The organism is Streptomyces sp. NPDC048353, from assembly GCF_055587165.1.
In genome coordinates this window covers 78,390-104,327 of the sequence record NZ_JBVJGU010000011.1, presented here as the reverse complement: position 1 = coordinate 104,327, position 25,938 = coordinate 78,390, and the positions used below count along the sequence as shown (strand labels likewise).

At 73.3% G+C, this 25,938-nt stretch carries 19 protein-coding genes and 1 riboswitch; of the genes, 14 read left to right on the top strand and 5 right to left on the bottom strand.

What is annotated here, in order from left to right; all coding sequences use genetic code 11:
- Positions 1-178: 178 nt before the first annotated feature.
- The gene (locus ACZ6RC_RS30830) at positions 179-1,264 is read left to right on the top strand and encodes a CobW family GTP-binding protein (RefSeq protein WP_469589434.1); all 1,086 of its coding nucleotides are present in this window, start codon (positions 179-181) and stop codon (positions 1,262-1,264) included.
- Here the strand turns inward: ACZ6RC_RS30830 and ACZ6RC_RS30825 are convergent.
- Positions 1,257-3,713: a DNA gyrase/topoisomerase IV subunit A gene (locus ACZ6RC_RS30825; protein WP_469589431.1), complete on the bottom strand. Its 2,457-nt coding sequence runs from the start codon at positions 3,711-3,713 to the stop codon at positions 1,257-1,259. The genes ACZ6RC_RS30830 and ACZ6RC_RS30825 overlap by 8 nt on opposite strands.
- A 272-nt stretch (positions 3,714-3,985) precedes the next feature.
- On the opposite strand from ACZ6RC_RS30825, the gene ACZ6RC_RS30820 reads away from it, so the two are divergent.
- From ACZ6RC_RS30820 to ACZ6RC_RS30805, 4 genes are all read left to right on the top strand, one after another.
- Complete coding sequence (locus tag ACZ6RC_RS30820) at positions 3,986-5,344, top strand: M16 family metallopeptidase (protein WP_391141437.1); 1,359 nt, start codon at positions 3,986-3,988, stop codon at positions 5,342-5,344.
- Between the two features lie 26 nt (positions 5,345-5,370).
- Positions 5,371-6,738, top strand: a complete 1,368-nt coding sequence (locus ACZ6RC_RS30815; RefSeq protein WP_391142205.1) for a M16 family metallopeptidase — start codon at positions 5,371-5,373, stop codon at positions 6,736-6,738.
- 292 nt (positions 6,739-7,030) lie between these two features.
- A riboswitch (cyclic di-AMP (ydaO/yuaA leader) is annotated at positions 7,031-7,194 on the top strand.
- 13 nt (positions 7,195-7,207) lie between these two features.
- Positions 7,208-7,990, top strand: a complete 783-nt coding sequence (locus ACZ6RC_RS30810) for a M23 family metallopeptidase (protein WP_391141440.1) — start codon at positions 7,208-7,210, stop codon at positions 7,988-7,990.
- A 208-nt stretch (positions 7,991-8,198) separates the two neighbouring features.
- Positions 8,199-8,882 (top strand): GntR family transcriptional regulator, encoded by a 684-nt coding sequence (locus ACZ6RC_RS30805; protein WP_469589428.1) that lies wholly within the window; start codon positions 8,199-8,201, stop codon positions 8,880-8,882.
- Between the two features lie 367 nt (positions 8,883-9,249).
- Here the strand turns inward: ACZ6RC_RS30805 and ACZ6RC_RS30800 are convergent, their stop codons facing one another.
- Positions 9,250-9,531, bottom strand: a complete 282-nt coding sequence (locus ACZ6RC_RS30800; protein WP_048477591.1) for an HPr family phosphocarrier protein — start codon at positions 9,529-9,531, stop codon at positions 9,250-9,252.
- 186 nt (positions 9,532-9,717) lie between these two features.
- On the opposite strand from ACZ6RC_RS30800, the gene ACZ6RC_RS30795 reads away from it, so the two are divergent.
- From ACZ6RC_RS30795 to ACZ6RC_RS30780, 4 genes are all read left to right on the top strand, one after another.
- A complete protein-coding gene (locus ACZ6RC_RS30795) occupies positions 9,718-12,795 on the top strand; it encodes a bifunctional acetate--CoA ligase family protein/GNAT family N-acetyltransferase (RefSeq protein WP_469589424.1) in 3,078 nt (1,025 codons plus the stop codon).
- An 89-nt stretch (positions 12,796-12,884) separates the two neighbouring features.
- Positions 12,885-13,469: a DUF5998 family protein gene (locus ACZ6RC_RS30790; protein WP_391141448.1), complete on the top strand. Its 585-nt coding sequence runs from the start codon at positions 12,885-12,887 to the stop codon at positions 13,467-13,469.
- Positions 13,469-14,674, top strand: a complete 1,206-nt coding sequence (locus tag ACZ6RC_RS30785; RefSeq protein ID WP_469589421.1) for an alkaline phosphatase family protein — start codon at positions 13,469-13,471, stop codon at positions 14,672-14,674. Before ACZ6RC_RS30790 ends, ACZ6RC_RS30785 begins: the two co-directional genes overlap by 1 nt.
- Before the next feature lie 129 nt (positions 14,675-14,803).
- Complete coding sequence (locus ACZ6RC_RS30780) at positions 14,804-15,454, top strand: thymidine kinase (RefSeq protein WP_391141453.1); 651 nt, start codon at positions 14,804-14,806, stop codon at positions 15,452-15,454.
- Between the two features lie 134 nt (positions 15,455-15,588).
- Here the strand turns inward: ACZ6RC_RS30780 and ACZ6RC_RS30775 are convergent, their stop codons facing one another.
- On the bottom strand, positions 15,589-15,984 hold the full coding sequence (locus ACZ6RC_RS30775; RefSeq protein WP_391141456.1) for a DUF5997 family protein: 396 nt from the start codon (positions 15,982-15,984) through the stop codon (positions 15,589-15,591).
- A gap of 58 nt (positions 15,985-16,042) precedes the next feature.
- Between ACZ6RC_RS30775 and ACZ6RC_RS30770 the strand changes: the two genes are divergently transcribed.
- The 4 genes from ACZ6RC_RS30770 (at position 16,043) to ACZ6RC_RS30755 (ending at position 22,433) form a co-directional block, all read left to right on the top strand.
- Positions 16,043-16,843 carry a LysR family substrate-binding domain-containing protein gene (locus ACZ6RC_RS30770; RefSeq protein WP_391141458.1) on the top strand — a complete coding sequence of 267 codons (801 nt, stop codon included), beginning with the start codon at positions 16,043-16,045 and terminating at the stop codon, positions 16,841-16,843.
- 493 nt (positions 16,844-17,336) lie between these two features.
- On the top strand, positions 17,337-20,033 hold the full coding sequence (locus ACZ6RC_RS30765) for a YfhO family protein (protein WP_469589415.1): 2,697 nt from the start codon (positions 17,337-17,339) through the stop codon (positions 20,031-20,033).
- Between the two features lie 85 nt (positions 20,034-20,118).
- Positions 20,119-21,084 carry a glycosyltransferase family 2 protein gene (locus tag ACZ6RC_RS30760; protein ID WP_469589413.1) on the top strand — a complete coding sequence of 322 codons (966 nt, stop codon included), beginning with the start codon at positions 20,119-20,121 and terminating at the stop codon, positions 21,082-21,084.
- A 2-nt stretch (positions 21,085-21,086) separates the two neighbouring features.
- On the top strand, positions 21,087-22,433 hold the full coding sequence (locus ACZ6RC_RS30755; protein ID WP_469589410.1) for a polysialyltransferase family glycosyltransferase: 1,347 nt from the start codon (positions 21,087-21,089) through the stop codon (positions 22,431-22,433).
- A gap of 75 nt (positions 22,434-22,508) precedes the next feature.
- On the opposite strand, the gene ACZ6RC_RS30750 is transcribed toward ACZ6RC_RS30755, so the two are convergent.
- Positions 22,509-23,282, bottom strand: a complete 774-nt coding sequence (locus ACZ6RC_RS30750) for a VOC family protein (RefSeq protein ID WP_469589407.1) — start codon at positions 23,280-23,282, stop codon at positions 22,509-22,511.
- A gap of 306 nt (positions 23,283-23,588) precedes the next feature.
- On the opposite strand from ACZ6RC_RS30750, the gene ACZ6RC_RS30745 reads away from it, so the two are divergent.
- A complete protein-coding gene (locus tag ACZ6RC_RS30745) occupies positions 23,589-24,416 on the top strand; it encodes a sulfurtransferase (RefSeq protein WP_469589404.1) in 828 nt (275 codons plus the stop codon).
- A gap of 260 nt (positions 24,417-24,676) precedes the next feature.
- Here the strand turns inward: ACZ6RC_RS30745 and sepH are convergent, their stop codons facing one another.
- On the bottom strand, positions 24,677-25,738 hold the full coding sequence (gene sepH / locus ACZ6RC_RS30740) for a septation protein SepH (protein WP_391141477.1): 1,062 nt from the start codon (positions 25,736-25,738) through the stop codon (positions 24,677-24,679).
- Positions 25,739-25,938 lie beyond the last annotated feature (200 nt).

Here is a 25,938-nt window from a genome sequence, read left to right as displayed (position 1 = left end):
CCGGAAATTCCGGGCGGCCCGCTGTGCGCCGCGGCACGGGCGCGGACGTCCGGGACGGGGTGCCCCTTGTGGGGTGGCCGCCCGTTCGGTGGACCGTCGGCCGCCCGTGCCCGCCCGGGCGGCGGCTTGCCTATTCTGGGAGCTTCGTCGAGCGCCCGAGGCACCAGGAGGGTTTCCCTTGAGCACGCAGCAGATCCCCGTCGTCGTCCTCTCCGGATTTCTGGGGTCGGGCAAGACGACGCTGCTCAACCATCTGCTGCGCAGCGCCCGGGGCACCCGGATCGGGGTCATGGTGAACGACTTCGGGGACATCGGGATCGACGCCATGACCGTCGCCGGGCAGGTCGGGTCCACCGTCTCGCTCGGCAACGGTTGCCTGTGCTGCGCCGTGGACGCGAGCGAGCTGGACGAGTACCTGGAGGTCCTCACCCGGCCCTCCGCCCGCCTGGACGTGATCGTCATCGAGGCGAGCGGGCTCGCCGAGCCGCAGGAGCTGGTGCGCATGGTGCTCGCCAGCGAGAACGAGCGGATCGTGTACGGCGGGCTCGTGCAGGTCGTCGACGCCGCCGAGTTCTCCGCCACGCGCGAGAGGCATCCCGAGACCGACCGGCACCTCGCCCTCGCCGACCTGGTGGTCGTCAACAAGGCCGACCGGGTCGGGGAGCGGGAGCTGGACGCCGTCCACGCGACCGTGACCGGTCTCGCCGGACGCGCCGCCGTGATCCGCGCCGCCCACGGGCGGGTCGACCCCGAGGTCCTCTTCGACCGGGTCGCGCCCGACGACGAGATCGAGGGGCAGATGTCCATCGAGGACCTGCTGTACGGGGACGAGGACACGGCCGCCCATCCGCACGCCCACTACGAGACCCTCTCGGTCTCCACCGCGACCGCCCTGCACCCGCGGCGGCTCATGGAGTTCCTGGACTCCCGGCCCCAGGGCCTCTACCGCCTCAAGGGATTCGTCGACTTCGGCGCGGCCGACCCGGTCAACCGCTACGGCGTCCACGCCGTCGGCCGGTTCCTGCGCTTCTACCCCGAGCCCTGGCCGGAGGGCGAGGAGCGGCGGACCCAGCTCGTCCTCATCGGGTCCGGCATCGACGCCGAGGCCCTGCGCAAGGAACTCGCCGCGTGCGAGGCGGCCGGCCCGCGGGAAGCCCCGGACGAGCACGCCATGTGGGGCGTCCTGCGGTACGTACGGCGCGACGAGTCCGAGGAGGAGCCGGCGGACGCTCCCTGGGAGCCTCCGCCGGCCCCGCTCAGCTAGTCGGGCCCGCCAGGACCGTGACCGGCTTGGCCAGGGGGGTGCCCGAGCCGTCGCGGCGCGGGTCGATCTCGGGGAGATCCACCGGGGTGCCGTTCTGCTGGGCGGCGCGGGCCGGGGAGCCACCCGCCCAGCCGAGCAGGAGCACGTCCTCGCCCTTGAGGAACCGCTGGCAGCGCACGCCACCGGTCGCGCGCCCCTTGCGGGGGTACTGGTCGAACGGCGTCAGCTTCGCCGACGTGGCGGCCGACCCGTCCAGGGTGCCCGTCGAGCCCGCGATGGTGAACACCACGCCCTCCGCCGCCGGGTCCAGGGCCGTGAACGAGATCACCTCGGCGCCGGCCGCGAGCTTGATGCCCGCCATGCCGCCCGCGGGCCGTCCCTGGGGCCGTACCTGCGCGGCCTGGAAGCGCAGCAGCTGGGCGTCGGAGGTGATGAAGACCAGGTCCTCCTCGCCCGTCCGCAGCTCGGTCGCTCCGACGATCCGGTCTCCGTCCTTGAGGGCGATGACCTCCAGCTCGTCCTTGTTCGCCGGATAGTCCGGCACCACCCGCTTCACCACGCCCTGCAGCGTGCCGATCGCCAGACCCGGCGAGGACTCGTCCAGCGTGGTCAGGCAGACCACCGACTCGTCGTTCTCCAAGGTCAGGAACTCCGCCAGCGGCGCCCCGCCCGCGAGGTTCGGCGCGGCGTGGGTGTCCGGCAGCTGAGGCAGGTCGATCACGGCGAGCCGCAGCAGCCGCCCGGTCGAGGTCACCACGCCGACATCCCCGCGCTGGGTCGCCGGGACGGCCGAGACGATCACGTCGTGCTTGGCGCGGCGGCCGTCCTCGGCGGACGGCAGCTCCGCCGTCGCCGTGCGGGCCAGCAGCCCCGTCGAGGAGAGCAGCACCCGGCACGGGTCGTCCGCGACCTCCAGGGAGGCGGCCGCGACGGGCGCGCCCGCCGACTCCAGCAGGACCGTGCGCCTTTCGGTACCGAACTTCTTCGCCACCGCGGCCAGTTCGCCCGAGACCAGCTTGCGCAGCTCGGCGTCCGAGTCGAGGATCCCGGTCAGCTCGTCGATCTCGCCGTTGAGCCGGTCCCGCTCGCTCTCCAGCTCGATTCGGTCGAACTTCGTGAGCCGGCGCAGCGGGGTGTCCAGGATGTACTGCGTCTGGATCTCGCTCAGCGAGAAGTGGGCGATCAGGCGCTCCTTGGCCTGCGCCGAGTTCTCGCTGGAGCGGATGAGACGGATGACCTCGTCGATGTCGAGGAGAGCGACGAGCAGGCCCTCGACCAGGTGCAGCCGGTCTCGCTTCTTGGTCCGCCGGAACTCGGAGCGGCGTCGGACGACGGTGAAGCGGTGGTCGAGATAGACCTCCAGCAGCTCCTTGAGACCGAGCGTGAGCGGCTGGCCGTCGACCAGCGCCACGTTGTTGATGCCGAAGGACTCCTCCATCGGCGTCAGCTTGTAGAGCTGCTCCAGGACCGCCTCGGGCACGAAGCCGTTCTTGATCTCGATGACCAGCCGCAGGCCGTGGCTGCGGTCGGTGAGGTCCTTGACGTCGGCGATGCCCTGGAGCTTCTTGGAGCCGACCAGGTCCTTGATCTTGCCGATGACCTTCTCCGGGCCGACCGTGAAGGGCAGTTCGGTGACGACGATGCCCTTGCGGCGGGCGGTGACGTTCTCCACCGTGGCCGTGGCGCGGATCTTGAACGTCCCGCGGCCGTTCTCGTACGCGTCCTTGATGCCGGACAGGCCGACGATCCGGCCGCCGGTCGGGAGGTCGGGGCCGGGGACGAACCGCATCAGCGCGTCGAGGTCGGCGTTGGGGTGCCGGATGAGGTGGCGGGCGGCCGCGATCACCTCGCCCAGGTTGTGCGGCGGCATGTTGGTGGCCATGCCGACCGCGATGCCGGAGGCGCCGTTGACCAGCAGGTTCGGGTACGCCGCCGGCAGGGCGACCGGCTCCCGCTCCTGGCCGTCGTAGTTCGGCGAGAAGTCGACGGTGTCCTCGTCGATGGACTCGGTCATCAGCAGCGCGGCCGACGCCATCCGGGACTCGGTGTACCGCATGGCGGCCGGCGGGTCGTCGTTGCCCAGCGAGCCGAAGTTGCCGTGGCCGTCGACGAGGGGGACCCGCATGGAGAACGGCTGCGCCATCCGCACCATCGCGTCGTAGATCGACGCGTCGCCGTGGGGGTGCAGCTTGCCCATGACCTCGCCGACGACGCGGGCGCACTTCACATAGCCGCGGTCGGGACGCAGCCCCATCTCGTTCATCTGGTAGACGATGCGGCGCTGCACCGGCTTCATGCCGTCGCGGGCGTCCGGCAGCGCGCGGGAGTAGATCACCGAGTACGCGTACTCGAGGAAGGAGCCCTGCATCTCGTCGACGACGTCGATGTCGAGGATTCGCTCCTCGAACGCGTCGTCCGGCGGCGGTGTCTTCGTGCTGCGGCGGGCCATCGCGGCTGCGGCTCCTTCACCAACAAGGTTGATCTGACGCGGACCATTGTGGACCGTCCCACTGACAACGCCGACCGCGACCCGGGAATGGCCCCTCCCGGCCCGCCTCCCGGGCGCCGGGTGGAGGCGAGGGTGGAGGCGGGACGGAGGGGAAGCGGGACGCGTGCGCGACCCGGAAGAGGGAAGCCTCGAGCCCGCGGGAACTTCGCGAGGTGTCGGTGCGCTTGCATACAGTGGCAGGACTTTTCCATATCGCGATCGAAGGGACGTACATGCCCATGGGTCACACGGCCACGGCCGAGGCCGGCTCCGGCGGCCTGACAGCGACCGAGCACCGGCTGGCCAACGGCCTGCGCGTGGTGCTCTCCGAGGACCACCTGACCCCGGTCGCCGCGGTCTGCCTCTGGTACGACGTCGGCTCGCGTCACGAGGTCGAGGGCCGTACCGGCCTCGCCCACCTCTTCGAGCACCTGATGTTCCAGGGGTCGAAGCAGGTCCACGGAAACGGTCACTTCGAGCTGGTCCAGGGAGCGGGCGGTTCGCTCAACGGCACGACGAGCTTCGAGCGCACCAACTACTTCGAGACGATGCCGACGCATCAGCTGGAGCTCGCGCTCTGGCTGGAGGCGGACCGCATGGGCTCGCTGCTGGCGGCCCTGGACGACGAGTCCATGGAGAACCAGCGCGACGTCGTCAAGAACGAGCGCCGCCAGCGGTACGACAACGTGCCCTACGGCACGGCCTTCGAGAAGCTGACCGCCCTCGCCTACCCCGAGGGCCACCCGTACCACCACACGCCGATCGGCTCCATGGCCGACCTGGACGCGGCCACCCTGGAGGACGCCCGCAGCTTCTTCCGTACGTACTACGCGCCGAACAACGCGGTGCTGTCGGTCGTCGGCGACATCGACCCGGAGCAGACCCTCGCCTGGATCGAGAAGTACTTCGGCTCCATCCCGTCCCACGACGGCAAGCGTCCGCCGCGCGACGGCACGCTGTCCGAGACTATCGGCGAGCAGCTGCGCGAGGTCGTGGAGGAGGAGGTCCCGGCGCGCGCGCTGATGGCCGCCTACCGCCTCCCGCACGACGGCACGCGCGAGTGCGACGCCGCCGACCTGGCCCTGACCGTCCTCGGCGGCGGCGAGTCCTCCCGGCTCCACAACCGGCTGGTCCGCCGCGACCGCACGGCCGTCGCGGCCGGCTTCGGCCTGCTGCGCCTGGCCGGTGCTCCCTCGCTGGGCTGGCTGGACGTGAAGACCTCCGGCGGTGTGGAGGTCCCCGAGATCGAGGCCGCCGTCGACGAGGAGCTGGCCCGTTTCGCCTCCGAGGGCCCCACGCCCGAGGAGATGGAGCGTGCCCAGGCGCAGTTGGAGCGGGAGTGGCTCGACCGGCTCGGCACGGTCGCCGGCCGCGCCGACGAACTGTGCCGCTTCGCGGTGCTGTTCGGCGACCCGCAGCTCGCCCTGACCGCCGTCAACCGCGTCCTGGACGTCACCGCGGACGAGGTGCGGGCCGTCGCCGCGGCCCGGCTGCGTCCCGACAACCGCGCGGTGCTCGTCTACGAACCGGTGACCGCCGAGCAGAGCGACAGCGACAGCGAGAACGACGAGGAAGAGGGAGCGGACCAGTGAGCGACGCTGCCGCGTCTTTGACGAGCATGGACTTCCACCCGCAGCCGCAGCCGGGCACGGCCCGCCCCTGGGCCTTCCCGGCTCCGGAGCGGGGGGCCCTGGACAACGGCCTGACGGTGCTGCGCTGCCACCGTCCGGGCCAGCAGGTGGTGGCCGTCGAGATCTTCCTCGAAGCCCCCCTGGAGGCCGAGCCGGAGGGTCTGGACGGCGTCGCCACGATCATGTCGCGGGCCCTGTCCGAAGGCACCGACAAGCACTCGGCCGAGGAGTTCGCGGCGGAGCTGGAGCGTTGCGGGGCCACCCTCGACGCCCACGCGGACCATCCGGGCGTACGGGTCTCCCTCGAGGTTCCCGTCTCGCGGCTGCCCAAGGCGCTCGGCCTGCTCGCCGAGGCCCTGATCGCCCCGGCCTTCGTCGACACCGAGATCGAGCGGCTGGTGCGCAACCGGCTCGACGAGATCCCGCACGAGACGGCCAACCCGGCCCGCAGGGCGGCCAAGCAGCTCTCCAAGGAGCTGTTCCCGGCCGGTTCGCGCATGTCCCGGCCGCGCCAGGGCACCGAGGAGACCGTCGCCGCGATCGACGCCACGGCCGTCCGCGCCTTCTTCACGGCGCACGTCCGGCCCGCCACGGCCACCGCCGTGGTCGTGGGCGACCTGACCGACGTCGACCTGGACAAGGTCCTCGCCGAGACGCTCGGCGCGTGGACCGGCGACACCGCCGAGCCGCGCCCCGTCCCGCCGATCACGGCCGACGACACCGGCCGCGTGGTCATCGTCAACCGCCCCGGGGCGGTCCAGACGCAGCTGCTGATCGGCAGGGTCGGCGCCGACCGGCACGACCGGGTCTGGCCGGCCCAGGTCCTCGGCACGTACTGCCTCGGGGGCACCCTCACCTCCCGCCTGGACCGCGTCCTGCGCGAGGAGAAGGGCTACACCTACGGCGTGCGGTCCTTCGGCCAGGTGCTGCGCTCCGACGGCGCGGGCAACGGCGCCGCGATGCTCGCCATCAGCGGTTCGGTCGACACCCCCAACACCGGTCCGGCACTTGACGACCTGTGGAAGGTGCTGCGCACCCTCGCCGCCGAGGGGCTGACCGACGCGGAGCGCGACGTGGCGGTGCAGAACCTGGTGGGCGTGGCGCCGTTGAAGTACGAGACCGCCGCCTCCGTCGCCGGGACGCTCGCCGACCAGGTCGAGCAGCACCTTCCGGACGATTTCCAGGCGCAGTTGTACGCGCGCCTGGCCGAGACGGGCACGGTGGAGGCGACGGCGGCGGTCGTCAACGCCTTCCCGGTGGACCGTCTGGTGACCGTGCTCGTCGGCGACGCGGCGCAGATCGAGGAGCCCGTGCGGGCGCTCGGCATCGGCGAAGTCACCGTCGTCACCGGCTGATCGAGCACCGGGAGGCCGACCGGCGGAGCGCGCTCCGGACGAGAACCGGGCACGGGCCGACCGGCCGAACGAGGGCTGAACGGAGCGGAACGCGCGCTCCGGCGAGGACCCCGACGTCACCATACGTCGGGGTCCTCGCCCATATTGATCGTTTGTCCGTATTGAGGGAGAGGATGCCTGTCTGACCTGTGGCATGTCTTACAAACCGGCGAGTCCGTTTGCCGATTGAAAGACGGTCCGCTTAGCGTCAATCCGGCTGTTCGCCAGTTGCACCCGCCACACCCGTGGCATCGGACAGTCATCGCCGAGTCCCCGTCAGGCGCGAGCCTGGGGAGCCGGGGACCCATGAAGTCCCTGGGGTGAATCGGACGCCTTCGCACCCGTGCGGAGGGGCCCGTAGGAGACCTTCCTGCTCCGAACCCGTCAGCTAACCCGGTAGGCGAGAAGGAAGGAAAGGATCAGCCACTACATGGCGTTCACCCGTGCCACCGGGAAGCATCGTGGTCCGAGCCGTCTGGCGCGCCGCAGCGCGGGCATCGCCGGCGTCGCCACCATCGCCACCACCGGGGTCATCGGAACCCTCGCTTCCCCGGCGCTCGCCGCCGACACGGACACCCGCGCGCTCGAGGACACCGGCATGAACATGGCCGTCGTCTCCGAGTCGCTGGCGGACCGGATCGACGTCCAGGCCGCCGAGCAGGAGCGGGAAGCCGTCGAGGCGATAGCCAAGGCCAAGGCCGAGGCCCGCGCGAAGGCGGAGGCGAAGCGCAAGGCCGAGGCCCGCGCAAAGGAGATCCGCGAGGCCAAGGAGCGCGCCGCCCGGGAGGCCGAGCGCAAGCGCCTGAACTCCTTCCAGCTCCCCGTGGCCGGCTCGTACGTCAGCACCGGCTACCAGACCGGCGGCTCCCTCTGGTCCTCCGGCAGCCACTCGGGCGTCGACTTCCACGCCTCCTACGGCAGCGAGGTCGTCTCCGTCGGCGCCGGCACCGTGGTCGAGGCCGGCTGGGGCGGCGCGTACGGCAACAACATCGTCATCCGGATGAACGACGGTACGTACACCCAGTACGGTCACCTCTCGGCCATCAGTGTCTCGGTCGGCGAGACCGTGACCCCCGGCGACCGCATCGGCATCTCCGGCTCGACCGGCAACTCCACGGGCCCGCACCTGCACTTCGAGGCCCGCACGAGCGCCGAGTACGGCTCCGACATCAACCCCGTCGCGTACCTGCGCGCCCGCGGTGTGAACGTCTGACCCGACCGCGTCCGAACGCACGGGCCGCCCCACGGCCCGGTCGAAAAAGCCCCGGCTCGTACCGAGCCGGGGCTTTTTCTCGGCCAAAAGACATCCATGAATCCCCGGTAGCCATCGGAAATACCGCCCCGCTGCAATAGAGTCACCGAAGAGTCGACGAACAGACGTCCATCGGATGGTTTTCGCGCGGAAAAGGCGGAGGTCGAACATGCGCATCCCCGCGCATTCGGTATGCACGGCGATTCGGGACGACATCGTCTCCGGTGTCTTCGCGTGCGGAAGCCGGCTGACGGAGGAGCAGCTGGCACGCCGGTACGGAGTCTCCCGCGTCCCGGTCCGCGAGGCGCTGCGCACCCTGGAGTCGGAGGGCTTCGTGGTCACCCGCCGGCACGCGGGCGCCCATGTCGCCGAGCCCACCGAGCAGGAGGCGGCGGACCTCCTGGACATGCGGGCGCTCCTGGAGCCGCTGGGGGCCGCCCGCGCCGCCCAGCGCCGCACGGAGGCCCACCTCAAAGTGCTGCGGGGCCTGGTCAGGCTGGGGCAGGAGCGGGCCAGGCGCGGCCAGGGCGAAGACCTGCGCTCCCTGGACGGCTGGTTCCACGAGACCCTCGCGCAGGCCTCCGGCAGCCCGGCGCTCACCGCGCTGCTCACCCAGCTGCGGCACAAGATCGCCTGGATGTACGCGATCGAGCCGGCCGCGCAGCCGGTCGAGGCCTGGGCCGAGCACGGAGCGATCGTCGACGCGGTGGCCCGCGGCGACGCCGAGCGGGCCCGCGCCCTGACCGCCCTGCACGCCGAACGCTCACCGGCGCTGCACCGGCCGAAGCGCCCCGCGCGCGGCGGTGTGAGGGCTTCGCAACATGTCGTATACACCGCGAACGTCCGGAATTAACGACCGGGCCGTATACAAAGAGAAGGAATGCAGCCGGCGGAATTCGATGGCCCGTGGAAGTGCTGCCCGGAAATGCATCCGAAAGCCCCGGGGCTTTCGTGAACGGGGCGCCTCCGATGCGGGGCGTCGTATTTCGCTGCCCGGAATGCCAAGCCGCCCTCACAGCGGTGTGACCGGAATTCCGAGGACCAGGGCGAGCCGCGGGGGACCGTCCGGACGTGCCCCGGGTTCCATGGCCCGGGAAGTCCGGAGTCGGCCCCGGCCGCGCTTTCGCCGTGCCCCCAGACGCGAAAGAGCCGCGTCCGCCGGGGGGATGGCGGGCGCGGCTCCTCGCAGACGAGACCCGGACGAGACCGGGACGGCGAGGTCAGACGGTCTCGGGAAGCTCCTCGAGCCCCTCGGCAACCAGCTTGGCGAGGCGGTCCAGCGCGGCCTCGGCGCCCTCGGCGTCCGAAGCGAGCACGATCTCCTCGCCGCCCTGCGCGCCCAGACCGAGCACCGCGAGCATCGAAGCGGCGTTCACCGGGTTCCCATCGGCCTTGGCGATCGTCACGGGGACGCCGGAGGCCGTGGTGGCGCGGACGAAGATGGAGGCGGGGCGGGCGTGCAGGCCCTCGGCCCAGCCGACGTTGACGCGGCGCTCAGCCATGGTGTTGCCCTTCAAGTCTTAGCGGGTTGTCTAGACCAGTCTCTCACGGGTTGCGTCGTGCTCGGCACTGCGTCCGGCCCGGGCGTGGGGCGGCCCTCCGGCCCTCCCACCTTGCACGCGCCACCCGGGGCACGCACCCCGTGCGGGACCGGTGCCACTGTCGTACCCCGGCCGTAGTCTTGCCCCATGCAGAGCGCGTCGGAACAGCCGCACCCGGCCCAGCCGGAACACGCCTACCCGGATCACTGGGAAGCGGACGTGGTCCTCCGCGACGGCGGCACCGCACGCATCAGGCCCATCACCGTCGACGACGCCGACCGACTGGTCAGCTTCTACGAACAGGTCTCGGACGAGTCGAAGTACTACCGCTTCTTCGCGCCCTACCCCCGCCTCTCCGCCAAGGACGTCCGCCGTTTCACCCATCACGACTACGTGGACAGGGTCGGACTCGCCGCGACCGTCGGCGGCGAGTTCATCGCCACCGTGCGGTACGACCGCATCAACGCCCAGGGCCTGCCCGCCTCCGCCCCCGCCGACGAGGCCGAGGTCGCCTTCCTCGTCCAGGACGCGCACCAGGGCAGGGGAGTCGCCTCCGCCCTCCTCGAACACATCGCGGCGGTGGCGCGGGAGCGGGACATCCGCCGGTTCGCGGCCGAGGTGCTCCCCGCCAACACCAAGATGATCAAGGTGTTCACGGACGCCGGGTACACCCAGAAGCGCAGCTTCGAGGACGGTTCCGTCCGCCTCCACCTCGACCTGGAGCCCACCGACCGCTCGCTCGCCGTCCAGCTCGCGCGCGAGCAGCGCGCCGAGGCGCGCTCCGTGCAGCGGCTGCTCGCTCCCGGCTCGGTCGCCGTCGTGGGAGCCGGCCGCACCCCCGGCGGCGTCGGCCGGACCGTTCTGCGCAACCTCCTCGCCTCCGGCTACACCGGCCGGACCTACGCCGTGAACCGCGCCTTGGACGAGGGGGCGGCGGCGCTCGACGGCGTGCCGGCCTTCCGCTCCGTCGCGGACATCGGCGAGCCGGTGGACCTGGCGGTCGTCGCCGTCCCCGCCGAGCGGGTGCCCGACGCGGTCGCCGACTGCGGCGAGCACGGGGTCCGGGGCCTGGTCGTCCTCAGCGCCGGATACGCCGAGACCGGCACCGAGGAAGGACGGGCGCGACAGCGCGAGCTGGTCCGGCAGGCCCGCTCGTACGGCATGCGGATCATCGGACCCAACGCCTTCGGACTCATCGACACCGCCTCCGACGTCCGGCTGAACGCCTCGCTCGCCCCGCAGATGCCGACGGCCGGACGGATCGGGCTGTTCACCCAGTCCGGCGCCATCGGCATCGCCCTCCTCGCCGGTCTCCACCGGCGGGGAGCCGGGCTGTCCTCCTTCATCTCCGCGGGCAACCGCGCCGACGTCTCCGGCAACGACTTCCTCCAGCACTGGTACGACGACCCGGCCACGGACGTCGTCCTGCTCTACCTGGAGTCGATCGGCAACCCGCGGAAGTTCACCCGGCTGGCCCGCCGGACCGCCGCGGTCAAACCGGTCGTGGTGGTCAAGGGCGCCCGGCACAGCGGCAGCGCCCCGCCCGGCCACCGGGTGCCCGTCACCCGCATCCCGTACGCCACGGTCTCCGCCCTCCTCCGGCAGGCCGGGGTCATCCGCGTCGACACCGTCACCGAGCTCGTCGACGCGGGGCTCCTCCTCGCCGGGCAGCCCCTGCCGACCGGGCCGCGCGTGGCGATCCTCGGCAACTCCGAGTCGCTCGGGCTGCTGACGTACGACGCCTGCCTGACCGAGGGGCTGCGGCCGCTGCGCCCGATCGACCTCACGACGGCGGCGAGCCCGGCGGACTTCCGCGCGGCACTGGCGGCCGCCCTCGTGGACGAGACCAGCGACGCGGTCGTCGTGACGGCGATCCCCTGGGTCGGCGAGAACGGAGCCGTGGAATCCGGTGACGGGGAGGTCCTCGCGGCGTACCTCCGGGAGGCCGTCGCCTCCGCCCCCGCCCCGACGAAGCCGGTCGTCGTGGTGCACGTCGAGATGGGCGGACTCGCCGAGGCCCTGTCCGCGGCGACCAGCACGCGACCCGCTCCCGGACTCCGGGCCGGCTCCCCGCCCGTCACTCCGGCCGGTTCGTCCGCCGCGGGGGTTCCGCCCCTGACGGCCGCCGCGCCCCCCACGGCACCGGCCGCCACCGCGCCCGGCGCCCCGGACGCGTCGCGCACCGGCGGTGCGCGAGAGGGCGGCGGGACCTCGGCACCGACCCGCCTCGGCCCGGGCGGAAGCCCGGCAGCCGTCGCCGGCCCGCCCGCGCCCCCGACCCGCCTCGGCCCGCCCGCGGCCCCCACCTCCGCCAAGGACGGCGGCGGAGACGGCTCCGCGTCTCCGCGGGTCAGCGGCAACATCCCCGCCTATCCCGCCGCCGAGCGGGCCGTGCGGGCGCTGGCCGAGGCCGTGCGCTATGCCGAGTGGCGCCGCCAGGCCGCCGAGCCGGGGCGGGTCCCGGAGTACGAGGACATCGACGAGGCGGGGGCCGCCGCCCGGATCGAGCGGATGCTCGGGGACGACGTGGACGCCCGGGGCGTCACCCTCGGCGCCGAAGAGGCGGGCGAGCTGCTCGCGCGGTACGGCATCAACGTCCTGCCGACCCTGCCCGCGCCCACCCCCGACGCCGCCGTCGCGGCCGCCGCCCGCCTCGGCTACCCCGTCGCCCTGAAGACGACCGCGCCCCACCTGCGCCACCGCCCCGACCTCGGTGGCGTACGGCTCGACCTCGCCACCGAGGAGCAACTCCGCACCGCCTACACCGAGGTGACCGACACCCTCGGCAAGCCGGAGGAGCTGCATCCGGTGGTCCAGGCGATGGTGCCGCGCGGCGTCGACACCGTCGTTAGGGCCGCCATCGACCCGGCCGTCGGCGCCGTCCTCTCCTTCGGCCTCGCCGGAGCCGCCTCCGAGCTGCTCGGCGACATGTCCCACCGGCTCGTCCCCGCCACCGACCGGGACGCCGCCGAGCTGGTCCGGTCCATCCGGACCGCGCCCCTCCTCTTCGGCTGGCGCGGCTCCGACCCCGTCGACACCCCCGCCCTGGAGGAGCTGCTGCTGCGCGTCTCCCGACTCGTCGACGACCACCCCGAGGTCGTCGCGATCACGCTGGAGCCCGTCGTCGTCGCCTCGCGCGGACTCTCCGTGCTCGGCGCCACGGTCCGCCTCGCCCCGCCCCCGCCCCGCACGGACCTCGGCCCGCGCCGGCTCCCCAGCTACTGACGCCGTGGCCGGCCCGCCGCCGCGCGAGCCGGGCTCGCGGCGACCGACACGTCCCGGAGCGCCCCTCCCGACGGATTAGGATGGAGTCCATGGCGAAGACCGGTACGACGACCCAGGGGCTGCGCGCGGCGATCGAGCGCAGCGGCTACTACCCGGCCCTCGTGGCCGAGGCGGTGGAGGCCGCCGTCGGTGGCGAGGCGATCGCGTCATACGTGGTGCACCAGGAGACCACGTTCGACACCAACGAGGTCCGCCGCCATGTCACGGTCCTCGTCCTGACGGCCACCCGCTTCATCGTGAGCCACACCGACGAGCAGGCTGCCGACACCAGCTCCCCGACGCCGTACGCGACCACCTCCACGGAGTCGGTCAAGCTCGACCGGATCTCCTCCGTCGTCGTCAGCCGCGTCGTCGCCAACCCGGAGTCGTACACCCCCGGCACGCTGCCCCGCGAGGTCGTCCTCACCATCGGCTGGGGCGCCGTCTCCCGGATCGACCTGGAGCCCGCCGCCTGCGGCGACCCCAACTGCGACGCCGATCACGGCTACACCGGCAACGCCACCGCCGACGACCTCAGCCTCCGCGTCAGCGACGCCGGCGACGGCCCGGACACGGTTCGCCAGACCCTCGCCTTCGCCCAGTCGCTCTCCGAAGCCACCGCGGCGACGCGCTGATGGTCCAGCCCTCCACGGTCGCCTCGGGCTGGCCCGACGAACCGGTCGTCCTCGCGCCCGCGTCCGCGCCCGTTCCGGAGTACGGCACCGGTTCGCTCGCCGACCTCCTGCCGACCCTCGTCGCCGGACAGGGCGCGCCCGGCTTCGAGGCCCGGATCGCCGAACTCGCCCCGGCCGACCGGAACTGCGTGTTCCTGATCGACGGACTCGGCTGGGAGCAGATCCGCTCCCACCCCGACGAGGCGCCGTACCTCACCTCGCTGCTCGCCACCTCGCGCGGCGGCACGGGACGCCCGATCACCGCCGGTTTCCCCGCCACCACCGCGACCTCGCTCGCCTCGGTCGGCACCGGACAGGTCCCCGGCGCGCACGGACTGCCCGGCTACACCGTCCGCGACCCCGACACCGGTGAGCTGATGAACCAGCTCCGGTGGAAGCCGTGGACGCCGCCCCACGTCTGGCAGCCGTACCCCACGGTCTTCCAGCTCGCCCACGAAGCCGGGATCCACACGGCGCAGGTCTCCTCGCCGATCTTCCAGGACACCCCGCTCACCAAGATCGCCCTGAGCGGCGGAGCGTTCCACGGCCGGCTCACGGGCGAGGAGCGCATGGACTTCGCCGCCGAGCAGCTCGCCGCCGGCGACCGCTCGCTGGTCTACACGTACTACAGCGAACTCGACGGCGCCGGGCACCGGTTCGGGATCGACTCCGACGCCTGGCGCGGCCAGCTGATGTTCGTCGACCGGCTCGTGCAGCGGCTCGCCGAGCAACTGCCCCCGCACTCCGCGCTGTACGTCACCGCCGACCACGGCATGGTCGACGTCCCCTTCGACGAGCAGTCCCGGATCGACTTCGACGAGGACTGGGAGCTGAGCGCCGGCGTCGCCCTGCTCGGCGGCGAGGGCCGCGCCCGCCACGTCTATGCCGTGCCGGGGGCCCAGGCCGACGTCCTGACCTGCTGGCGCGAGGTCCTCGGCGAGCAGTTCTGGGTGGCGGGCAGGGACGAGGCCATCGAGCTGGGCTGGTTCGGCGGCACGGTCGACGAGCGGGTGTACGGGAGGATCGGCGACGTGGTCGCCGCGGCCCGTGACGACGTCATCATCACCGCCTCCGTCAAGGAACCGCACGAGTCGGCGATGGTCGGCGTGCACGGCTCCATGACGCCCGCGGAGCAGTTCGTCCCGCTCCTCGAGGTCCGTACCTGACCCCTCGGTCGCCGCCCTCCGGCCCCGGCTCCTGATCCCTCGTTCCCCGACTCGTCGTTCCCCGACCCCGCGGTCCGGCCCTTATCGCCGTCGCCGGCCGCCGCCCCGCCCGAAAGGCCTCGACCTCCCATGCCCGAGCTGGTGTTCTTCTCCGGAACGATGGACTGCGGAAAGAGCACACTGGCGCTCCAGATCGGGCACAACCGCTCCGCCCGCGGGCTCCAGGGTGTGATCTTCACCCGTGACGACCGCGCCGGCGAGGGCAAGCTGTCGTCCCGGCTGGGCCTGGTGACGGACGCTGTCGAGGCGGGGGAGGGCGTGGACCTCTACGCGTACCTCGTGGACCAGATGTCCAAGGGCGGCAAGGCCGACTACGTGATCGTGGACGAGGCGCAGTTCCTGGCCCCGGAGCAGATCGACCAGCTGGCCCGCATCGTCGACGACCTCGACATGGACGTCTTCGCCTTCGGCATCACGACGGACTTCCGGACGAAGCTGTTCCCGGGCTCGCAGCGGCTGATCGAACTGGCCGACCGGATCGAGCAGCTGCAGGTGGAGGCGCTGTGCTGGTGCGGGGCGCGCGCCACGCACAACGCCCGTACCGTGGGCGGGCAGATGGTCGTCGAAGGCGAGCAGGTCGTCGTCGGCGACGTGAACCGTCCGGCCGAGGAGATCGGCTACGAGGTCCTGTGCCGCCGCCACCACCGCCGCCACATGACCAGCGCGTCGGCCAGGGCGGGTGCCCTGTCCCCGGACGTTCTGCCGGTCAACCACGCCTGACGGCGAGGGTCGGGCAGGGACGTACGGCGTCGGCCCCTCACCCCGGGCGGGGTGAGGGGCCGACGTGGGACTCGGGTAAACCGGCGAAGCGAGGCCCGGGCGCGGTCACCGCGCGGGCGGGCCGGCCCGCCCGGCTACTGCTGCCCGGTCTGCTTCTGCTCCGCCTGCTTCTCCTTGAGACGGACGGTCTCCTTGCGGACGTCGGCCTGGGTGGCGCGCTCCTTCTGCAGCCACTCCGGGTTCTCCGTCTTCAGCTCCTCGATCTGCTCCGTCGTGAGGGGCTCGGTCACCCCGCCGCGCGCAAGACCCGAGATGGAGACGCCGAGCTTGGCCGCGACCACCGGCCGGGGGTGCGGTCCGCTGCGGCGCAGCTCCCGCAGCCACTCGGGCGGATCGGTCTGCAGCGCACTCAGCTCGGCGCGGGAGACGACGCCCTCCTGGAACTCGGCGGGGGTGGCCTCGAGGTAGACACCCAGCTTCTTCGCCGCGGTGGCGGGCTTCATCGTCTGGGCGCTCTGGTGCGACTTCATGAGGTCAAGGGTATCGAGCATGTGCGCTACCTCCGACCACGACCGGTAACCTGGCGGGGTGACAGGCTCGGAAGAATCCCCCTCGTTCCGGCTCGCGTACGTTCCCGGGGTGACGCCCGGCAAGTGGGTGCGGATCTGGAACGAGCGCCTGCCCGACACTCCGCTGGAGCTCGTGCCCGTGTCCGCCGCCGAGGCGCCCGCCGTGCTGCGGGAGACCGGCGCCGACGCCGGGTTCGTCCGGCTGCCGATCGACCGCACGGACCTCAGCGCGATCCCCCTCTACACCGAGACCACGGTCGTCGTGGTCCCCAAGGACCACCTCGTCGCCGCGGCGGACGAGGTGACCGTCGAGGACCTCGCCGACGACATCGTGCTGCATCCCCTCGACGACACCCTGGACTGGGAGACCCTGCCGGGCCGCCCGGCGATCGAACGCCCGGCCACCACGGCGGACGCCGTCGAACTGGTGGCGGCCGGAATCGGCGTCCTCGTCGTCCCCCAGTCGCTCGCCCGCCTGCACCACCGCAAGGACCTGACGTACCGGACGGTCACGGGCGCTCCCGAGTCCCGGGTCGCGCTGTCCTGGCGCGAGGACGCCACCACCGACCTGGTCGAGGACTTCATCGGGATCGTGCGGGGGCGGACCGTCAACAGCACGCGCGGCCGCGCCGGCGGCGCGCCGGAGGCGAAGGACAAGCGGGCGGAGAAGGGCGGCGGCGCACGCCAGAAGCCCGCCGGTGCCACGTCGGGCGGCAGGTCGACGGGGAAGACGGCCGGCAAGCCCGCCGGGAAGAGCACGCGCGGCCGCTCCGGCGGCCCCACCCCGGCCAAGCGGGGCAAGCCCCGCCGCCGCTCGTAGTACGCCGCGCGCGGGGGCGTTTGTACGCGCACGCTCCGGCTCGCTCATGCCCCGGGAAGCGGGGCACGCGCCCGCCCGGCACGCGCCCGCCTCACGCGCCTTACGCGCCCGCCGGGCCCGCGCCCGCCCCGCACGCGGGGGAGTGGCCGCCTCCGTACGCCCGGGGCGCGAGCCGTCGGCACGGGCCCGCCGGTACGAGCCCGGCGCGGAGGCGCCCGTACACGCGCCTGTCCGTACGCCCGGGGCGCGCACGTGTGCCTCAATTCCCGCCCGTACGCCTGGGGCCCCGCCCGCACGCCTCGGTTCCCGCCCGTACGCCTCGGTTCCCGCACGGCGTCGCCGCCCCCGGCACCTCCAATTCACCTCCGGTGTACCCGGGGACCCACTGCTGATCGGATGCGGGTCGCCCGGCTCGGAGGTAATGGCCGTCGGCCCGTGACACGAAGACCGGGCCCGGTGCCTCCCGGCGCCGCGTGACACCTCCGGAGGACGCGTGCCCCCTGCTGCCGAGACCGTGCCCGCCGTCGGCCGGGACACGCGGACCGCGGACAAGCGGCCCCGCACGGCGGCCGGCTCGGGCGGTGAGCGGCCGCCCGGCGGCCCCCGGCGGTGGAGCGACCGCGCACGGCGCAGCGTTCGCTTGCGGGCGGCCGCCCTCGCGGCCCTGCTCGGCTCCGTGGTCTTCTGCCTCGGGGGAGCCCTGGCCGGCAGCCGGCCGTTCGGGCCCACCACCCGCAACGTCGTCGACCTCGGCCAGCAGTACCTCCCGTACCACGCCTACTGGCGCGCCTTCCTGCTCGGCGACACCGAGGGCGACCTCTTCCTGAACTGGCGTTCGGGCTTCGGCTCGAACTTCCTCGGCGACTACGGCACCTATCTCTCCAGCCCGTTCGACCTGCTGGTCGTCCTCTTCCCGGCCGACCGGATCGAACTCGCGCTGTACGTCATCACCACCGCCAAGATCACCGCCGCGGCAGCCGCGATGGCGGTGCTGCTGCTGCGGCTGCGCCGGGGCCCCTGGCCGGTGGCCGCCGTCCTCGGCGCGGCGTACGCGCTCTGCGGCTGGACGCTGAACTTCGCCGCCACCGTACCGATGTGGCTGGACGGACTGCTGGCCTTCCCGCTGCTCTGTCTGGTGGGCGAGTGGGCGCGCTCCGGGCGGCGCCCGGTCCTCGGCCCGCTCGTCGTGGGGCTCGCGTGGTACGCCAACTTCTACACCGCCTACATGGCGACCGTCGGCGCCGCCGTGGTCCTCGCCGTCCGGCTGCTCACCGCCGACGACACCGGCCGCCGGCGCCTCGCCGGACTGCTGCGCGCCGCCCGCTCGGTGCTCGTGGGCATCGGCCTCGCCACCCCGCTCGTCCTGGTGATCTTCCTGGCCACCCGGGTCGCGGACCCCACCCCCGTGGTGACCTTCACCGCCGTCTCCTGGACCGAGGTCTTCGCCCGGCTGCTGCCGGCGACGGCGAGCGTCGCCTCCCCCGCCCTCTTCATCGGCACCCCCGCGCTCCTGCTGGCGCTGACCCTGCCGTTCAACCGCGCCTTGGCCCCCCGGGTCCGCCTCGCCTGGACGGCCGCGATCTGCCTGGTGGCGCTCTCGATGCAGTGGGGTCCCACCCACCTCCTGTGGCACGCCGGTGCCTCGCCCAACGGCATTCCGTACCGTCAGTCCTTCGTGCTCTGCGGTCTGCTGCTGATCGCGGCCTGGATCTCCACGGCCCGGGGCCTGCCCCGGCTGCCGGCGCTCCTCGGCGCCGGGACCTTGCTGGGCGCGATGGCCTTCGCGGCCCGGGGCAGCGCGGTCGTCGACCGCTGGACCTATCCGGCGTTCACGGCCGCCCTGGCCGTCGCCGCGCTCGCCGCGACAGCCGTCCTCGCGGCCCGGCGGTACGGCGTCGGCGCCCGCGCGCTCCCGGCCGTGGCAGTCGGCCTGCTCGTCCTGGCCCAGGCGGGCGAGACCGCGATCACGGGCGGCAGGGTCGAACGGCAGCAGCTGAGCAAGGTCTCCTGGGCGCCGCCCCTCGGCCCTTGGCACACGGACATGGCGCGGGCGACCGAGGCCGCGGACGCCTGGCCGCGCCACCGCACGGATCCCGGGGAGGTGCCGGGCGGCAATGACGTCCTCCTCGTCGGCGGCCAGGGCGCCGACTACTACAGCAGCCTCACCGCGGACGTCTTCTCCCGCACGGCCGCCTCCCTCGGCTTCGGCTACTACGCCAAGGGGCGCCACCCGGTCAGCCTGGACAACCCGGTCACCGACGCGATCTTCTCCATCGGCACCCGGATGCGCTCGACGCCCACCGGTCCCCTCCACGCCGACAGGCCGCCCCGGGCCACGATCACCACCACCGACTCGCCCGTACCGCCCCTGGTCACCGTCCGCGCGGACGTCCGGCTCCCGGCGCGCGGGAGCGGCCCCACCGACCCGTCGGCCGAGGCCTCCGGCTCCTCCGCCGCATCGGCTTTCGCCCGCCAGGAGTCGATGCTCGGCGCCGACGTGTATGACGAGCCGCCCGTGCGCCGGGCGGCGAGTACCGGCCCCGGCGCAACCGGCAAGGGCCGGACCATCCTCACCGCCGTCTGTCCGGCCGGCGCGCAGCTCTGGTTCTGGGCGCCGCGCTACCGGGGCACGGCCGCCCTCGCCGGACAGCCGGGCGTCGACTTCGCCGGAAAACCGCCGTCCGTCCTCGCCCCCGTGCAGCCGCTCGGCACCGTCCCCGCCTCCGGCGCCGTACGGATCGACCTGAAGCCCCGCTCGGGAGAGCCCGCCCTGCCGCCGAACCCGGTCGGCTGCCTCGTACGGGACCGGCTGGACGCGGCCGTACGGCACCTCACCGCGACCGGAGCCACCGAGGTGCGCGCCACCGGCCACTCCCTCACCGCCGAACTCCCCGCGGGCAGCACCGGAACCGCCGTCGTCGCCGTTCCCCGCATCTCCGGCTGGCGCTGCGCGGCGGGCGACGCGGAGCCCACGCCGGCCCGGAGCCGCATGGGCCTGCTCGCCGTGCCGCTCGACGGCACGGCCACCTCGGTCCACTGCGTGTTCCGGCCGCCGGGCCTGCGCGGCGGCGGGGCGATCGGAGCGGTCGCCCTGTTGTGCCTGCTCGCGATCGGCTTCCGGAACCGGTTTCCGCGCAGGACGGAAAGAGTTCATCCGGAGTGCACATCCGGCTCCGCGGACCGGAATTGAGCGCCGATACGCTGCCCGCCCCTGGCCCCTTGCCCGCCTGCCGTTCCTGCCCGTCCTGCCGTGTGTGAGTGTTGGGAATTTCCGAGTGCCGAAACTGTCCGTCATCGTGCCCCTCCACAATGTCGGGATCTACGCCCCCGACACCATGCGCAGTCTCGCCGGCAACGCGGATCCGGATTTCGAGTTCCTGCTGATCGACGACTGTTCGACGGACGAGACGCCCGACGTTCTCGACCGCTGGAAGAGCCGGATCCCGAACGCGACCGTCATCCGCCACGCGACCAATCTCGGGGTGGCCCAGGCCCGCAACACCGGCCTGGACGCCGCGACCGGCGACTACGTCACCTTCCTCGACGGAGACGACTGGTACGCCCCCGGCCACCTGCGCGCCATGGTCGACGGCATCGAGGCGCTGGGCTGCGACTTCGCCCGCACCGACCACGTCCAGTCGACCGGCACCTCCCGCAGCGTCCGCTACGCCCCGGCCACGCGCCGGGACACGGTGATGGACCCGCGGGACGGAATCGCCCCGGCCAACATGGTGACGATGGTGGACTATCCGTTCGTTCCGTTCGGCGTCTACGCCGGCCATCTCTTCGCCGACGGCGCCTCGCGATTCGAGACGACCCTCCGCACCGCAGAGGACCGGCTGTGGATCTGGCGGCTCCATCTGAAAGCGACGACCTACGCCGCGCTCAGCATGCACGGCGTCTTCTACCGCCGCGGGGTCACCACGTCCCTCACGCAGATCACGGACCACCGCCAGCTCGATTTCATCCCGTCGTACGACCTGCTGCTCGAAGAGGTCTCCCGGGACGCCGAGGCGGACCGTTTTCTGCCGAAAGCGGTCCGCACCTACTGCGCCATGATCGCCTTTCATATGGGAAAGGCGGAGCAGTACGAATCCGCCGTCACCAAACGCCTCAAGCGGAACGTGACGGACGCCCTGCGCCGCATGCCCCAGCAGGTGCTCGACGAGACCCTGGCGACGATGGACACCGCGCGCAACACCCTGCTCCGTACCCTGCGCGCCACCGGAAGGACCGCCTGACCATGCAGACCCGCACCCCCGGGGCGCCCGGCGCCGCCCTTCCCGTCCAGATCTTCCAGGTGTCGACACTGTACGGCGCCGCCACCGTGGCCGCCGCCCTCGATGCGGGGCTGTTCGGCGCCCGCGAGGACGCCCGGCGCCTCCTGCTGGTCTCGAACAACGCCGAGATCCCGGAGACCGCCCTGCGGCTGGAGGAGATGACCGGCTACGACCGGATCGCGGCTCGCTTCGACGCCACCGTCCACTGGAACCACGCCATCCGGCCCCACCACCCCGGCACCTGGGCGCCGCGCCCCGAGGAGGCACCGCTCTGGCAGCGGGTGTTCCGCACCGCGTGGGGGCTGGGCGCCGCACCCGTCCACCTCGTCGTCGAGTCCATCCAGGTCAACCCGGCCAAGGCGCTCGCCGCCGTCTTCGCGGAGAGCGGTGTGGACGTGTACGCGGACGGCCTGATGAGCTACGGCCCCACCCGCGACGAGCTTCCCCAGTCGATCGGCTGCCGGGTCCGGCGCCTGCTCCACCTCGACCTCGTACCGGGGCTGCGCCCGCTGCTCCTGGCCGAGACCGGCGTCGCATGCGAGCTGGTGCCCGACGACGCGTTCCGCGCGGTGCTCGCCGAGATCGCCGCGGCTGTCGACGGCGACCGGCAGGTCGAGGAGGCGGCCGCGGCCGCCCCGACCGCCGTGCTCCTCGGCCAGTACCTCGCCGTCCTCGGCATCCTCACCCCGGACGAGGAGGAGGAGCTGCACGTCCGCATGGTGCGCGGGGCCGCGGCCGCCGGCCACCGCTCGATCGTCTTCAAGCCCCACCCCACCGCGCCCGCCCGCTACTCCCTCGCCCTGCGGGAGGCCGCCGGGGCCGCCGGTGTGCGGCTCACCGTCCTGGACGGTCCGCTGCTCGCCGAGACCTTCTACGCGCGCTGCCGTCCCCGGCTCGTCGTCGGCTGCTTCTCGACGGCGATGCTCACCGCCGCCGTGTACTTCGACGTGCCCGTCGCCAGGGTCGGCACGGAGACGATCCTGGAACGGCTCACGCCGTACGAGAACAGCAACCGGGTCCCGCTGACCGTCGTGGACCATGTCGTCCCCGACCTGGAGAGCGGCGCGGACCCCGCCGTGCCCGGACCGGCGCCGGACACCCTGGAGCCCCTCGTCAGGGCCGTGGGGTACTGCATGCAGCCGCGGCTGCACCCCCTGCTGCGGAAGGAGACGGAGGCGCTGCTCACGAGCGGCACGGCCGCCGCCCGGTACTTCCACCAGGACCGGCTGACCGACCTGGGACTGCCCGGCGGCGACCCGCGGCGGACGGCGTCCCGGCTGCGCCGCGGACTGGCACGCGGCAGGAGCTGACCCCGGCTCACCGTTCCCGAGTGCGTGGCCGCCCGCCGCCCGCTGCCGTGGCTGTCCCGGTGCCGGGCCTCGTGGTCAGCCGTCCGCCGGGCGGATGATCGTGAAGACGGCGCCCTCCGGGTCCGCCACCTGGGCGAGGCGTCCCGCCGGCCCGTCCTCGGGCGCCCGGAGGACACGGCCGCCCAGCTCCGTGACCAGTGCGGCGGCCGCGTCGGTGTCGGTGACCTCGAAGTACGTCATCCAGTGCGCGCCCCGGTCGCGGGGCAGCCCGCCGTGGAGCCCGTGGACGGCGGCGACCGGGCGCCCGTCCCGGCGGAGGGTGAGGGAGTCGGGGTTGTCGGCGACGTTCGGCTCCGCGTCGTAGCCGAAGACCGTGCGGTAGAACTTGCCGACGGTGGACGTCTCGTACGTCAGCAGCTCGTTCCAAACGGGGGTTCCGGGCCGGCCGGCGGTCGCAGTGCCGGTGTGCCGTTCGGCCTGCCACACCCCGAAGACCGCGCCGGCGGGGTCCGAGCAGATCACCATCCGGCCCGCCTCGCCCGCGTCGAGCGGCCCGACCGCGACGGTCCCGCCGCAGCAGCGGATCGACTCCGCCGTCTCGTCGGCGTCGTCCGACGCCAGATAGGTGGTCCAGGCGACCGGCAGATGCCGGTCGGGAGGCAGCTGACCGATGCCGGCCACCTCCCTGCCGTCGAGCAGCGCACGCACGTACGGGCCGAGCTGCTGCGGGCCGGGCACGAACTCCCAGCCGAAGAGGGCGTTGTAGAACTCCTGTGTCGCGTCAAGCCCGTGCACCATCAAGCTCACCCAACAGGGTGTACCGGGTGTGCGCCGGGTCGCCTCGCTCATCGTCACTCTCTCCTCGGACCATCGTCGTGGCCGTGCGGGGGGACAAGGCGTACGCACCCGTTCCTACGGGCCGTGGGGCCCCGGGTCACGGGGGTTGTAGCGGTTCCGTGCCTGCCGTCCGCCTGCCGTGTCGCGCCTCGCTCGCGCGCCCCCGAGCAGATGCTCGCACCACCGGACGCGGGCCGCTCCCGGGCCGCGCCGTTTTTGGCGCGATCCCGCAGGAGGATGCCTGGTTTGTCGTTTCTGCCGCGACCGTCGCGCCTACGCCATCCGTGGCGCCGTCACGGGTGCGCGAGGATGACCCCCATGAAGCCCATCATCTCCGCAAGCGAACTCGCGAGCGAGTCGGTCGGGGCGCGGCCCCCGGTCCTGTTGGACGTCCGCTGGTCCCTGGGCGGGCCGCCCGGACGGCCGGCGTACGAGTCCGGCCACCTGCCCGGGGCGGTCTACGTCGACCTGGACGCGGAGCTGGCGGGGCCGCCGGGGGCGGGGGGCCGGCACCCGCTGCCGGACCTCGACGCCTTCGGCGCGGCCATGCGCCGGGCGGGCGTCTCGGCGGACACCCCGGTGGTCGTCTACGACGGCGGGCTGGGCTGGGGCGCGGCCAGGGCGTGGTGGCTGCTGCGCTGGACCGGTCATCCGGACGTACGGGTGCTGGACGGCGGGCTCGCGGCGTGGCCGGGGGAGCTGTCGAGTCGGACGCCGGCTCCGGAGCCGGGGGACTTCGTGCCGGTGCCGGGGGCCGCCGGTGTGCTCGACGCGGACGGGGCGGCGGCGCTGGCCCGCTCGGGGCTGCTGCTCGACGCGCGGGCGGCGGAGCGGTACCGGGGGGACGTGGAGCCGATCGACCCGGTGGGCGGGCACATCCCGGGCGCGGTGTCGGCCCCCACGACGGAGAACGTCGCCGAGGACGGGCGCTTCCTGCCGGCGGAGTCGCTGGCGGCCCGTTTCGCCGCCCTCGGCGCGTCGGACGCGACGGCCGTCGCCGTCTACTGCGGCTCGGGCGTCTCCGGCGCCCACGAAATCCTGGCCCTGGAACTGGCGGGCATCCGGGCGTCCCTCTACGCGGGCTCCTGGTCGGAATGGTCCACCGACCCGGCCCGCCCGGTCGCGAAGGGGCCGGACCCGCAGTAGCGGGAGGCCCGGGAGAGGCCGTCGGCGGGGGGCCAGCCCGGCGTACCGGCCTCACGAAGGGGCCGGCGCACCGCCCTGATCCCCGTGCCGCGCCCACGCACGGCCGAGGCGGGGGCCGACCCGGCACGGGGTCCCGGCCTCGCCCTCCGCACGACGAGGGCCCCCGCCATCGGCGGAGGCCCGTTCTCGCGTACAGCCGAGGCCGCGCGGGCGGCCGGGGCGGCGCCGGTGCGGGGCGCCGCGTCCACCGGGAGCCCCGGTCAGTCCTGCTTCTTCCTTCGCGTGCCGAAGACGATCTCGTCCCAGCTCGGGACCGCCGCCCGGCGGCCCGGGCGGACGCCGTCCGCCTCGGCCTGGCGGTCGGTCGTGCCGGTCAGGCGGTCGCGGTGGCCGGAGACGGCGCGGGGCATCAGCACGTCGGCGTAGGCCGAGCCCGCGCCGGCGGACGCGGCGGGGGCCGGGGGCTCCTCCGCGTCGGGCTCCTCGGCGATCTCCGTGTCCGCGGGTTCGGGCACGATCATGTCGCCGCGGAAGCTCGGCACCGCCTCCAGGAGGCTGGTCAGGGAGTCGCGCTCCTCCTCCGGCTCGGCGGGCGGCAGCGCGGCGGCCGGCCGTTCGAGCTGGCGGTCCAGGGCGCGGTCCAGCGGCCGGTCGCGAGGCAGCCGGGCGATCCGCGGTACGAACGGGAAGCTCGGTTCCGGCGCGGCGGCGATCGTGTCGTCCGTCTCGCCGATGAGCGAGCGGGCCTCGTCGTCGACGGCCTGGACGAGTCGCCTGGGCGGGTCGTACGTCCAGCTCGCGGTGTGCACCTCGCCCGCCACGCGGTAGACGAGCAGCACCTCCCAGGTGCCGTCGTCACGGCGCCAGGAGTCCCACTGCACGGTGTCCTTCTCGGCGCCGCGCAGCAGCAGCCGCTCCTGCACCGCCTCGCCGAGCTGCGGTCCGGTGTTCTCGCCGGGACGGCGTACGGGCGTCTTACGGGCCCGCTCCGCCATGAACGCGCGCTCCGCCAGCACGGGGCCCTCGAAGCGCCGCACGCGGTCGACGGGGATACCGGCGAACTGGGCGACTTCCTCCGCCGACGCACCGGCACGTATCCGCGCCTGGATGTCACGGGGGCGGAGGTGGCTCTCCACCTCGATCTCGATCTGACCGAGTCGCGCGCGGTCGTTGCGCACGGCGGCGCGCAGCCGCTCGTCGATCGGAAGCGTGTACTCCGTGCTGTCAGCAGCCTTCAGCACCAGTCGTGTGCCGTCGTTGGAGACGGCCACGACACGCAGTTCGGGCATGGGGACCTCCCGGGTGGTGCCTGCCGACGTCACGTGCGTCGCTGCTTCCGCTAGTCGAGTGTGGCCTGCCCGGGTGCAGCCTGCCACAACCTTGCCGAGTTGCCCGGCGTGTCGGGCATGGACCCTGGAACGCCGTTATGGCACGGTTACCCGTTTACAACGCAGAGTGACATGCGGTCACTCTGTGCATCGGGCGCCCGTGCGGTGCCACGGCGCCGCCGGTTCGAGTGCCG